We start from the raw sequence: 11935 nt of genomic DNA, 5'->3' as shown, positions 1-11935 counted from the left end.
GGGGGAGGGGACGGGGGTCCCTCTTGACAGCGCGGGCGCGGCGATGGTGGCGCGGGCGCGCGCTGACGTTCGCGGGCGGTTCCGGGCACGCGCCGAACGGGAGGGCGCCCGGGATCAGCGCCGTCACGGCGCCCCACACGGCGCGGGTCCGCTCGGCCGGGCCCGTCAGGAAGGCCGCGTCCCCCAGCACGGGGTGACGTTCGCCAGGATGAAGTGCGGGACCGCCGGTCCCGGCGCGGACGGGGACCTTCGGGCCGCGGAAGGATGGTCGGGGACCGGGTGGGGGAGGGCGCTCGGGCGGGCGCGGTCGCCGCCGGGGCCGGAGGGGACCGAACGGGCTGCGGGCGGCTGCCGGAGGGAGGGCCCGGGGTCCGCTGGGGTGTGTCCACCGGGTCATCCCCGCCGCTTCGGGGAGGAGACGGGAACGATCAGGGCGGCTACGGACGATGACGCGGGCGACCGGACGGCGCGGCCCGTTCACCGTCCGCGAGAAGGAGGGGCGCGTCCGGCGAGACGGGAGGCGCGCGGCCGCCGCCGCGGCCGACGGGTGGGCGGCTCGTCACGGCGGTGAGCACGTGGTCTGCGTGGACCCCCACCCACACCGGCGGAACGGGCCCGGCCGCCGTGAGCCAGGGAGGCGCCCGGGCCCCCGCCCTGGCCCCTGACCGGGCTCCGGGCTGCGAGACTCGACGGTCCGGACGGCACCTCCCGGGTCCTGCCGTCCTCGTACGGGGGAGTGTGCGGATGAGCGAGACGTCCTGTCCCATGCCCGACGGAAGGGCCGGCCCCGCCGTGGCACACTGCCCGGCCCTGACATCCGCCGCCGTGTCCGCGGCTCTCCTCACGCCGTCCCCCGGAGGCCCGCACGGCCTGCTCGGGCGACTGCGCGACGAGGCACCGGTGTTCTTCAGCGAGGAGTTGGACGTCTGGATCGTCACCCGCCATCAGGACGTGCTCCGGATCCTCAAGGACGCCGAACTGTTCCCGGCCTCGACCCGTTCCGTCATCCTCGGTGCCTACCCGCCCGCCGTACGCGGCATCCTGGAGGAGAGCGCCACCTTCACCGCGCCCAACATGGGATTCGACGGCCGTCCCACCCACGACCGGCTCCGCAGGCCCGCGGCCCCCTTCTTCACCGCCCAGGCCGTCGCCCGCCTCGAACCCCGGATCCGGCGCGCGGCCGTCCGCCAGGCCGACCGGCTCCCCGCCACGCCGCCGTCCGACCTCGCGGCCGACTACGCCCGGCCGTTCGCCACCGCCCTCATCATGGATCTGGCCGGGTTCCCCGCCGAGGACCATGACCGGATCGTGCGCTACCACCGCGCCGTCAGCGAGTTCTTCTTCGGCAGCCCGCCTCCCGACCGCCAACTCGCCTACGCGCGCGACGTCCGGGAGTGGGAGACCTACCTCTCCGCCACCCTGCGCGACCGCGAGCGGCATCCGGGGGACGACCTCGTCAGCCACCTCGTCGCCCAGGACGCCTACAGCGAGCGGGAGTTGATCAGCCTGATCAGTTTCGACATCGTCACCGCGGGCATCGGCCCCACCGGCTACGCGCTCACCGTCGTGTGCGACGAACTGCTGCGCGACCCCCGCCGCCGCGACGCGCTGTCGGCCGACCCCGCGCGGTTCGACGCCCGCTTCGCCGAGACGATGCGCCGCCGCGGGCCCGCCCTCGGCGTGTTCCGCACGGCCGCCGCCGACACGGAACTGTCCGGCGTCCCGATCCCGGCCGGCGCCGCCCTGTGGGCCATGATCGCCTCCGCCGACCGGGACGAGAGGCGCTTCGCCCACCCCGACGAGGACGACCCCACCCGCCCTGGCCTGGGCGCCAGCCTGCACTTCTCCCACGGCCTGCACTACTGCCTCGGCGCCCACCTCGCCCGCACCGCCGTCCGCACCGCGGTCACGACCCTGCTGCGCCGCCACCCGGGGCTCCGCCTGGTCCCGGACCAGCCGCACGTCCCCGAACCGGGCCTCAACGTCATCGCCCCGGCCCGGCTCCTGGTCGAGTGGTGAGGGGTGGGGGCGTGTGATGGGTGGCGGGTGACGGGTGGCTTGGTGACTACGCCGGGATATGGCACGCGCGGCGCGCCCCCGGCTCAAGGTCCGGTCGCCGGCCCCGGCGTCACCCTGCGCCGCGTGTCCGTTCGCCGCGGCCGCATTGAGAACGGGCCCTACCCGGTGGCCTCCGGATCGGCGGGCCGCCTGGCGGCCGTCTCCACGCGGAAGGGGTAGGTCCCGGTCGCGGTGAACGCGTCGTGGACCGGCATGATGAGCGAGGTGAGGCGACGGACGCCGGCGTCGCCGATCGGCGTCCACAGCGCCGAGCAGTGCTCGTCGGTCTCGGTCTCGATCCGCTCGCGCGCCGCGACGCCGGCATCGGTCGCGGTGCCGTCGGCGTCGAGCCAGCCGCGTGCGACGAGGCGTGCCGTCGCCGCGGCCACCTCCTCGTCGTCCCACAGCCGGGTGGCACGCGCGATCGCTTCCGGGAAGTGACCCGTCGCGGTTTGCAGAAGGGTGCAGTCGCACGGCCCGAGGCCGTTGGCGGCGAGCACGGTGATATGCGCGTCGCCGCGCCACTCGCGCAGCACCGTGATCTGCTGCCACAGCGCGACGAGCGGATCGGCGGGCAGGGGGACCGAGGCGTTGGCGGCGGCCATCGTCTTCCCGGCGTAGTCGGCGCTCGCGACGACCGGGTCGATCAGCGATCGTGCCTCGGCGATCCGCTCGGCGGTGAGGCCCACGTCGACGCGCCGCAACGCACGACCGACGGCTGCGAAGCGAGCGGCCTGCCACTGCTCCGGCGTCGCCGTGTCCCACACGCCTGTCATGGCGCGCACCGACCGCGGGCTGAAGTTGTAGAAGGCCGCGAGCGTGACCTGCCACGGAACCGCGCCCATCGGGGCCGACCGGAACGCGAAGTAGGCCGGTCCGGGCTCGGTCACGCCCAGCTTGGCGGCCTCTTCCGGTGCCTCGGGGATGAAGTAGACGAACAGGTGGGTCGCGTTGATGGTGAGGCTGACCTCGCGGACGGCACGCAGGTCCGTGTCGACGCGAGCGAAGGTGCTGGCGAGATGCATCGCGGTGGTCTCCCGGCGAGTGGAAGGATCAAGGTCGTCTTTGGTGCGTCCGGTGGCTCAGGGCGGTTCCGCCGCGGTGAATCCGTGCGGAGACCGCACCGAGTTCCCGCACGTCGATCCGGACCGTGTCCCCCGGTGCCAGGCAGGGGCGGTGGCCGGACGACTCCTGGATGCGGCCGGTGCCCACGGGCCCGCCGGCGAGGATGTCACCGGCCGCAGCGTGGTGCCGCGTGACGCGTGCGCCGGCATCGCGCCGAACGGCCAGTGGATCTCGCCCCGGCTGCCGCCGCCGTAATGCTCGCCGTCGACGTACTCGTCCATCCGCAGCGCGTAGCCCTTGGGCCTTGTCCGGGATTTCGATACGAAACGGTGTCACGCTGTCCGACGGCATGGTCACCACGGTGCGGCCGCGACGAGTGCGCAGTCCAATGAATGTTCCGGTACACGTAATACAGCATGCGTATAAGGCCAGTTAGGGTCGGGTGATGTCCGAACGCTTCCCCGCACCCGTGGATCTCGACCTCCGGCTGGTGCAGTGCTTCACCGTGGTCGCCGAGCACCGGCACTTCGGCCGTGCCGCCGAGGCGCTGCACACCACCCAGCCGTCGCTGAGCCGGCAGATCCGGCGCCTCGAACAGCAAGTGGGCGTCCGCCTGCTCGACCGCACCACGCGCGGCACCCGGCTGAGCGAGGCCGGTGAGGTCTTCCTGCCCCAGGCCCAGGGGCTGCTGCGCGCCGCGGCCGAGGCGCTGGCCCAGACCCGGGCCGCGGCCCGGCCCGGCAGCATCACCATCGGCTACACCAGGGGACTGGTCGTCACCGCGGCCGTGCGGGCCCTGTGCGAGCACCATCCCGACGCCGAGGTCCACACCCGCCTGCTCGACTGGAACGACTCGCGCGGCGCGCTGCTGGAGCACCGCGTCGACGCGGTGGTGACGCGCCTGCCGTTCCCCACCGACCGGCTCCGCGTCACCGTCCTCTACGACGAACCGCGCGTGCTGGTCGTGCCCCGGGACCACCGCCTGGCCGGCGAGGAGTCCGTCACCCTCGACGACATCGCCGACGAGCCGATCCCCCACGTACGCCGGTCCGACCCGCTGCTGAACGCCTACTGGCGGCTCGATCCCCGGCCCGACGGGCGGCCCGCGCCCGACGGCCCCCTGGTCGAAGCCCTTGAGGACAAACACGAACTCATCGCCGCCGGGCGGGCCGTGGCCATCGGCCCGCCCCTCGACCACGCGACCGGACTGCATCCCGGCCTCACCACCGTCCCGCTGCACGGGGTCGAACCGAGCCAGGTCGTGCTCGCCACGCGCACCGGCGACCGCGGCCGCCTGGTCACCGCCTTCCGCAAGCACGCCGAAGCCGTGCTCACCGGAACCCACCGTGCGGGACCTATCCGCACGACATGATCAGCGGCGGCCCCGTCCGCATACGCAAGGGGCCATGGCCCGTGCCCGGTCCGCCGCCGGTTCGGGCTGGGCTTCGCGGAGGGTCAGGTGCGTTCGTAGACGGTGACGCGGCGTCCGTTGGTCTGGGTCTGGTGCGTCTTGTGGAAGTAGTGGTCCAGAACCTGTTGTTTGGTGCGCTCGCGTTCCGTGCCCGGTGGGCGGGCGACGGCGTACGCGTCGGTGACCAGAATGATGCGCTTGCGCGCGAGCATCGCGGCGCGGATCTGTTGTGCGGGGAGTTCGAGGCCCTTGAGGGTGCCGGAGTTCGTGGGGGTCTGCTCCAGGGCGATGTCGTCCAGGTCGGCGAAGGCCCAGGGGGTCACGAGCGCGGTGTCGCGGCGGGCGGCGGGCAGGAAGAGGACGGCGTCGCCGGGCCGGGCGTAGTACGCCGTCTCACGGGCGGCGGCGTTCACGTCGTCGACACGGCCGTCGGAGCTGCGGTCCCGGTTCTCGACGGGCGACAGGAGCATCACGGCCAGGCACGCGGCCATGGGGAGCAGCAGCCATGGCTGGGCGAGGCGGCGGGTGGCGGCCGTCCGGATCGCGGCGGCCGCGGCGAGGCCGAGCAGCAGGGCCAGGCCGAGGTAGGTGAAGAGCAGATAGCGGTCGAGATAGAGGGGCTTGACCGTTGAGATCAGCAGGAGCGCGAGCTGCGGGACCGCGAGCAGGGGAAGGGCGAGCCGGGCGAGGGTGAACTGCTGGTGTGAGCCGTCACCGTGGTGTGGGACACGGACCCGGGCGCACACGGCACCGACGAGCAGCAGTACGGCCGGGGCGATCAGGGTGGACCAGCCGAGCGGTTTGATCCAGGAGACCTGGCCCGCCTGGGCACGGCTGGCGAGGATCAGCGGCAGGGTCGCGGTCACGGCTGCCACGGCGGCTGCCGCCCACCGGCGGAGCACGGCCTTGTCGGCGCGGGCCAGGAGCAGTGTCACCGCGTGGGCGGCCACGGCGAACAATGAGAACCAGTTGAGCAGGGCCGTGATCCACACGGTGGCGGCGTACGCGATCCACCGGCCCCGCCGTTCCGGCCGGTCGACGGCGCGGACCAGCAGCCAGGTCGCGGCGGCGGCACCTGCGGTCACCAGCGCGTAGGAGCGGCCCTCCTGCGCGTACATCTGCACGACCGGGAACAGGGCCAGGACGCTGCCCGCGCAGATCCCCGCCACTCGGCCCGCGAGCCGGGTGCCGATGAGTGAGGTGAGGACGGCGGCCGCGGTCATCGCGAGCACCGAGGGCAGCCGCAGGGTGTAGAGGCTGTCGCCGAACACCTCGAACAGGCCGTGCATGACAAGGTAATAGAGGCCGTGCACGAGGTCGACCTCGCCGAGCATGTGCCAGATCTCACCCGTCGAACGATGCGCGACCTGCCAGGTGGCGGCCTCGTCACGCCACACGGTGTCCCCGCGGCCCAGGCCCCATAGCCCGAGCGTGAGCGTGACGCCCGCGGGCACCAGCGGAACCAGCCACTTCCTGCCGGTGGGGCCCGGCAGAGCGGGCAGGGCCCGCGGTGCGGTGGGGGCGGCGCGGTGCAGCCGCCGCGCCACGAGGAAGGCCAGGGCGAGGGCGAGGGCCAGCAGTACGGCGGTGTCGAGCCACTGGAAGGTCCAGTAGTCGCCCGGCGGGTGTGCCGTGACGAAGGTGCCGGTGAAGCCGTGCGTGCTCAGGCAGGTGTCGGTGCCCTGCTCGGGCGGGCAGGCGGCCCACGGTGCCTGCCCGCCACCGGCCGTCAGATAGCCCCGGCCCGTCCACCAGGCCCCGTCGGGCAGCGGCACCTGGGCGTCGCCGGCGGCGGTGTAGGTGCGCGGCGCGACGGCGAGGCGGTGTACGGAGTGCAGCACCCAGCGCACGCCGAGCACCACCGTCACCGTGGCGGCCATCGCGGGCAGGGTGCGCTTGACCAGCAGCCCGACGGTGGTGCCGGCCGCCAGCCCGAACAGGGCGGCGGCCACCGCGGCCGGGCCGGTGGCGTACAGGATGACGGGTTCGTACCAGCTCGGACCGTAGGCCGTGTTGGCAGTCGGCTGCCACCACCAGGCGACCAGAAGCGAGAGCAGTGTCGCCGTCGACGCCGTACCGATGGCAGCCGGGCCGAGCCGTGCCAGATACCAGCGCACTCTCCCGCGCCCGTCGGCGGGCAGCCGCCCGAGCCCGGTCTCCAGAACCCTGGTGATCATCGGAGCGCCCCAGAACGCCCCGGCCAGCGCGGGCACCGCCAGTACCACCGTGCCGAGCGTCCGAAGCCGGCCATGCGAGCCGAAGGTCAGCTCCGCGAGCCGCACCGGGGTGCAGCCCGCCCCGTCGGCGCGGCAGGCGTCAATGGTGGCGACCATGGCGTCCCGCCCGTACAGGGTCCACCCCGCACACGCCACAACCAGCACGGCGAACCCGGCGAACACCAACCGCTGCCCACGCCACGCAGAGGACAGCGGGGCCCGGGGGGCAGTGCCGGCGGTCGTCATCACGCACTTCCTTCGCTCACGAGCAGGCGGACACCTCCGGTCACCGGGGCTCCGGGAAACAGCATCAGGCGTACGCCGTCAAACGGCCAAATTGTTACATCGCGCCCACCAGGCCCGGAGCTCGGCCCATGCTGACAGCGGCGGGAGGTGGTCCGCACCCGATCGCAGGCCCGCCTGCGACGACTGGGACCGGAGATAGCGTCGGGCAGGGTCGCCGGGTGGCTGACGATCTTGTCTGTGATGACCTGTGGAAGCGGATGGCCCCGTTCGTCACTGTCCGACCGCCGCGCGCCGTCACCATGCGCAGGCGGGGCATCACCCCGAAGATCGCCCGGCGAGGGCCCGCGCACGGCTCCGGCCCGGCATGCGAACGCGCCGTCACGCAGATCGCGGCAACTGCCCATGCATCATGGTGAGATGACGGACCATCAGTTCGAGCCCCTGCCGCCTCCGACCGTGAGGCGGTTGATGACGCCGGTCACCCCGTCCACCCGCCAGGCGCTCCGGACCATGGCGGCCACGCCGTCCGCGTCCGCCACGCCCCCGAGCGTCACCAACCCGTCCCGAACGGACACCGTCACCGCGCCCGGCGGCGCGGTCCGCACCGCCGGCAGGGCCACCTCCGTGATCTCCGCATGGATCGCCTCGTCCGACCGGACGAAGACGCGCAGCAGGTCGTGCCGGGTGACGATGCCGATCAGCCGGTCCTCCTCGTCGACCACGGGCAGCCGGTTGACGTGGCGCCGGTCCATGACACGTGCCGCGTCGGACGCCCGCTGACCGGGGTGGATGGTGATCGCGGGCGTCGACATCAGCGCCGCGGCCGTCACCGCGAGCCGGGCCCGCACCGCCCTTGGGCGGCGGTGCGCCGGGAGCAGCGGCGGAAGCCCGGGCCGCCGCTCCCGCAGGACCGCCGGCGAGCCGCCGGTTCGCAGGCGCAGCAGATCGGCCTCGGACACCACGCCGACGACCTTGTCGTCGTGGTCGACCACCGGGACGCCGCTCACGCGGCGCAGCCGTAACAGCGTCACGAGGTCCTGGTACGGGGTGCCGGGGCGCGCCCGGGCTACGTCGTGGGTCATGATCTCGCCGACGGTGCGGTGGTACACGGCGGCCACTCCTTCGTTTCCGGTCCACGGGCCGCTTCGGACACCTGTCCGCCGGCCCTGGCGCTCAGCGTCCCGGCCGTCCGCCGCGCGGCGCTCGGGCCGACCGTCCTGTCGGTGGTCCCCGCGCGGAGGGCCTGACGGCCCTGCCCCGACGACGTTGCTCTCCGGCTCCGGTGGTGGTCGGACTCCTGTTGCGCGGTGGGTCAGGCGGTGGACGGCTGCCGCGGTTCGCCCCGGCCGACCACCGCGAGCGTTGCGCGGCCGAGTACGGCATCGACCGTCTCGTAGACGCCGGGCCGTGGCTGCGCCAAGACCGTGGTTCGCTGTGAAGCGACCGTCCTCGTCGCGGCCGTCAACGGATGGCTGTGGCCGGCGCGCATGATGCACGCCGAACGAGGGAGCCCGCACGCAGGGCTGAGGTCACTCCCCGGCTGTGTCCAGGAGGATCCGCGCCAGTTCGCGTGGCTGGGAGAACATCGGCCAGTGGCCGGTGTCCATCTCGATCAGCCGCCAGTGCTCGCCGCCCAGCAGCTTGGCCACGTCGTCGCTCGGTTCGGGGTCGCCGAGCGTGCATTTGACGTACGTCGCCGGGAGGTCACCGAGCGGTCGTACCAGCACGGCGGGTTCGGTCAGCGTGGCGCCCGGGTGCGGCGTCGAGTTGCCCACGATCCGTGCGATCTGCTCATCGGTGAGGCCGTGCCCTTTGTAGTAGGCCGCGGGCACGACCGGCCAGAATCCTCCGTTTTCGGCGATCTGTGCCCTCACCGTCACCCCACCGTCCGGCCAGGCGGAGACGAACGGTTCGCCGTCGGCCGGAACACTGGCGTCGACGAAGACCACGCGGGCCAACCGGTCGCCGATCCGCCCGGCGGCCTGACCGACCGGGATGCCCGAGTAGCTGTGACCTACCAGGACGACATCGCGCACATTGCGACGCTCGACCTCGTCGACAACGTCCTGGACGTGGGTCTGCTGCCCGGCCGGCACACCTTGCCTCTCGGCGAGACCGGACAGCGTCAACGGGTGGACGCCGTGGCCGGCCGCTCGCAGATGCGGCACCACCTCGTCCCACGCCCACGATCCGAGCCGCGCACCTGCAACCAGCACGTAGTTCGCCATGGCGCCGCAGCGTAGCGGGGCGATCGACAATCGCTCCGAAAATATTTTCGATACAGGCCCCGGTGCCGCCTTCATGCAGGCAGGCGTCGGATGGCGGTGGCCGCGGGCGTGGCGATCGACAACGCCCGCCTCTTCGGGGAGGCGCGCAGGCAGCAGGCGTGGCTGCGGGCCAACGCCGAGGTCACCCGCAGTCTGCTGTCCGGCAGTTCCCGGACCGAGGTACTGGAGCTGATCGCCCGGCGGGGCCGGGAGAACACCGGGGCGGAGGTCGCGGACGTGTGCGCGCCGGTGGGTGACACCGGCCGGCTCACCGTGGAGTTCGCCCTGGGCGGTGACACCGCCACCCGGCGCGGACTGACCGTGCCCGTCGACGGCACGCTGTCCGGCGCCGCCTTCGCCGACGCGTCGCCGGTGGCCACGCCCGACCTGTCCGCCGATCCCCGCTTCGCCACGAGTCCGCGCCGGTCCGACGGCCTGGGGCCCGCCGTCGCGGTGCCGCTGGGCTTCGCCCGGGGCAAGGTGGAGGGCGTCCTGCTGCCGGCGCGCGAGAGCGGGCGGCCGGAGTTCAGCTCCGACGAGATCGGCCCGCTGCTGGGCTTCGCCGAGCAGGCCGCACTTTGGCGCTGGAACTGGCCCGGCGGCGGCGCGACGCAGAGCAGTCGGCGCTGCTGGAGGACCGCGACCGCATCGCCCGGGGCCTGCACGACCTGGCCATCCAGCGGCTGTTCGCCACCGGCATGACCCTGCAGAGCGCCGCCCGGTTCGTCGACCACCCCGGCGCCGGGGAACGGGTCATGCGCGCGGTCGGCGACCTGGACGAGACCGTCAAGATCATTCGCGCGACCATCTTCGGTCTCCGGGACCGCGGGGAGGACGCCGCCCAGAGCCTGCGCGCCCGCGCGGTGCGTGCCGTGAGCGAGGTCCAGCCGCTGCTGGGCTTCGCCCCGCGACTGAGCATGGAGGGGTTGCTGGACACGGACGTGGCACAGGAGGTCGCCGACCATGTGGTGGCCGTGCTGGGCGAGGCGCTCAGCACGGCCACCACATGGTCGGCGACCTCCTGCGTCGGGGTGAACCTGAAGGTCACCGACACCCATGTCGTGCTCACCGTCACCGACGACGGCATCCCCGCCGGCGGCCGCCGCAGCGGCCTGCGCAACCTGGCCCGGCGCGCCGAGGAACTCGGCGGCACCCTGGACCTGGCCGTACCGCCCGGCGGCGGCACCCGCCTGGAGTGGTCGGCCCCCTCCGGCCGAGCGGGCCCGTCCCGCGGCAGGCGGACGCGCGGGCCGACGCCCTGTAGACAGAGGCCGTCCGATGGGGTGAAGTCCCGCGGCGGAGGCCGCAGATGGGCCGGCGGCCCCCGGCCGGAGCCGTCCGGTCCGGCCGCAAGGGCCGTTCGGCCCTGTCCGTACGGACCGCGCGTACGTCTACTGGGGGCAGAGATGGCCCATACGGTGAGCATCAGCCTCGACCTGGTGGCGGGTTACCGCGTCAGGGGGGAGACGGCGTGACCGGTGGCTCGGCGGCCGAGTGACCGACGGTGACGCGCGCGCCGAGCCGCACGGGGGATGCTTGGGCCGGCGCGGAGGAGGGTGCCGTCCTGGACGTCTTCCAGAGGTCCCCGGGGTGGGGGCTTCCCGGCTCATCCCGATGGGCGGTTCCGGCCGCGGCTCGCGATGAGCGGGGTGCCGGGACGTACGCCGAAGGCGTGAGCCTGACCTGCGGAATACGGGGTATCTGGTCGACACCGGGTCACGTCGCCCAAGGAATCAAGGAGTCCCCGTGCCGTCCAACGATGTCGTCGAACTCATTCTGCAGGACCACCGCAAGATGGAAGACCTCTTCCGCACCATGCGCAATGCCGAGGCCGACCGCGCCGCCGCTCTCGAAGAGTTCGCGCATCTCCTCGTCGCCCACGCCTCGGCCGAGGAGGACGAGGTCTATCCGGCCCTGCGCCGCTACAAGAACGTCGACGGTGACGACGTCGACCACAGCGTCCACGAGCACCAAGAGGCCAACGAGGCGCTGCTCGCCCTGCTGGAAGTCGAGGACATCGGTTCCGACGCATGGGACGAGAAGCTGGAAGAGCTCGTGACAGCGGTCAACCACCACGCCGACGAGGAGGAGCGGACCCTGCTCAACGACGCGCGGGAGAACGTCTCCGACGACCGTCGTGCCCAGTTGGGCGAGGCGTTCCGCGAAGCACGGGCGAAATACCTGAAGGACGGCTGCGGCAGCATCGACAACGTGCGCGACCTGGTCGCCTCCGGCAGCGATTGATCTCCCGCGCCGCCGGGGGCGCGCCGCGCCCCGGGGCGCCGGCCGCGGTGTACGCCTTCCCTGGCCGCCGCTGATCCGGCACGGTGAACCGCGCCGCGTCGAAACGGTCCGGCGGCACCGTCCCCACCGCGTCGCTGCCTCCTATGAGGAATTCCCAGAACGAGGCGAGCGAGGACACACCGCCCGGCAGACGCAACGCCACACCCACGACGGCCACAGCGCCCGAGGGCACGCCCCCGCCGACGAAGCCTGCGAACGAGCCGGTCGAGCCGGTCGAGCCGGTGGCAGACGAAGGCATGGGAGGCCCTCCGGACGGGCCGGGAGACAGGCACGTTCTCATCGACCTCCTTCCACCCTGACGGTGCGGCTGGTGTTGAAATCCGTTAAACCCCCTATATCAGCCAACTGTTGGAGAGAAGGGGTGCAGG

General features: G+C 73.1%; 7 protein-coding genes and 2 pseudogenes. 4 read left to right on the top strand and 5 right to left on the bottom strand.

Translation table 11 applies throughout. From position 1 onward, the window contains the following. Positions 1-825: 825 nt before the first annotated feature. The gene (locus ACQEVS_RS00655; protein ID WP_433013557.1) at positions 826-2019 is read left to right on the top strand and encodes a cytochrome P450; all 1194 of its coding nucleotides are present in this window, start codon (positions 826-828) and stop codon (positions 2017-2019) included. 158 nt (positions 2020-2177) lie between these two features. On the opposite strand, the gene ACQEVS_RS00650 is transcribed toward ACQEVS_RS00655, so the two are convergent. Continuing rightward, positions 2178-3083: an SCO6745 family protein gene (locus tag ACQEVS_RS00650; RefSeq protein WP_433013554.1), complete on the bottom strand. Its 906-nt coding sequence runs from the start codon at positions 3081-3083 to the stop codon at positions 2178-2180. Between the two features lie 485 nt (positions 3084-3568). Between ACQEVS_RS00650 and ACQEVS_RS00645 the strand changes: the two genes are divergently transcribed. Next, positions 3569-4495: a LysR family transcriptional regulator gene (locus ACQEVS_RS00645; RefSeq protein ID WP_433013551.1), complete on the top strand. Its 927-nt coding sequence runs from the start codon at positions 3569-3571 to the stop codon at positions 4493-4495. An 83-nt stretch (positions 4496-4578) separates the two neighbouring features. Here the strand turns inward: ACQEVS_RS00645 and ACQEVS_RS00640 are convergent, their stop codons facing one another. From ACQEVS_RS00640 to ACQEVS_RS00630, 3 genes are all read right to left on the bottom strand, one after another. After that, positions 4579-6996, bottom strand: a complete 2418-nt coding sequence (locus ACQEVS_RS00640; protein WP_433013548.1) for a glycosyltransferase family 39 protein — start codon at positions 6994-6996, stop codon at positions 4579-4581. 428 nt (positions 6997-7424) lie between these two features. Continuing rightward, positions 7425-8105 (bottom strand): CBS domain-containing protein, encoded by a 681-nt coding sequence (locus tag ACQEVS_RS00635; RefSeq protein WP_433013545.1) that lies wholly within the window; start codon positions 8103-8105, stop codon positions 7425-7427. Positions 8106-8525: 420 nt separating this feature from the next. Continuing rightward, positions 8526-9224 carry an alpha/beta fold hydrolase gene (locus ACQEVS_RS00630; RefSeq protein ID WP_433013542.1) on the bottom strand — a complete coding sequence of 233 codons (699 nt, stop codon included), beginning with the start codon at positions 9222-9224 and terminating at the stop codon, positions 8526-8528. 90 nt (positions 9225-9314) lie between these two features. Here ACQEVS_RS00630 and ACQEVS_RS00625 point away from each other — a divergent pair. Further along, positions 9315-10477, top strand: a pseudogene (locus tag ACQEVS_RS00625) (GAF domain-containing protein); the annotation flags it as partial. Between the two features lie 532 nt (positions 10478-11009). Then, the gene (locus ACQEVS_RS00620) at positions 11010-11507 is read left to right on the top strand and encodes a hemerythrin domain-containing protein (RefSeq protein WP_433013539.1); all 498 of its coding nucleotides are present in this window, start codon (positions 11010-11012) and stop codon (positions 11505-11507) included. Positions 11508-11553: 46 nt separating this feature from the next. Here the strand turns inward: ACQEVS_RS00620 and ACQEVS_RS00615 are convergent. Further along, positions 11554-11805, bottom strand: a pseudogene (locus tag ACQEVS_RS00615) (beta-ketoacyl synthase N-terminal-like domain-containing protein); the annotation flags it as partial. Positions 11806-11935 lie beyond the last annotated feature (130 nt).

The organism is Streptomyces sp. CA-181903 (genome assembly GCF_050937075.1).
Taxonomy (GTDB): Bacteria; Actinomycetota; Actinomycetes; order Streptomycetales; family Streptomycetaceae; genus Streptomyces.
Note: the sequence above shows the minus strand (reverse complement) of the source record. Positions and strands in the feature narration are given on the sequence as shown.

Coding starts and splice junctions, on each gene's coding strand:
- ACQEVS_RS00650 (WP_433013554.1), bottom strand. CDS start 3,083: ATGCATCTCGCCAGCACCTTCGCTCGCGTCGACACGGACCTGCGTGCC.
- ACQEVS_RS00645 (WP_433013551.1), top strand. CDS start 3,569: ATGTCCGAACGCTTCCCCGCACCCGTGGATCTCGACCTCCGGCTGGTG.
- ACQEVS_RS00640 (WP_433013548.1), bottom strand. CDS start 6,996: ATGACGACCGCCGGCACTGCCCCCCGGGCCCCGCTGTCCTCTGCGTGG.
- ACQEVS_RS00630 (WP_433013542.1), bottom strand. CDS start 9,224: ATGGCGAACTACGTGCTGGTTGCAGGTGCGCGGCTCGGATCGTGGGCG.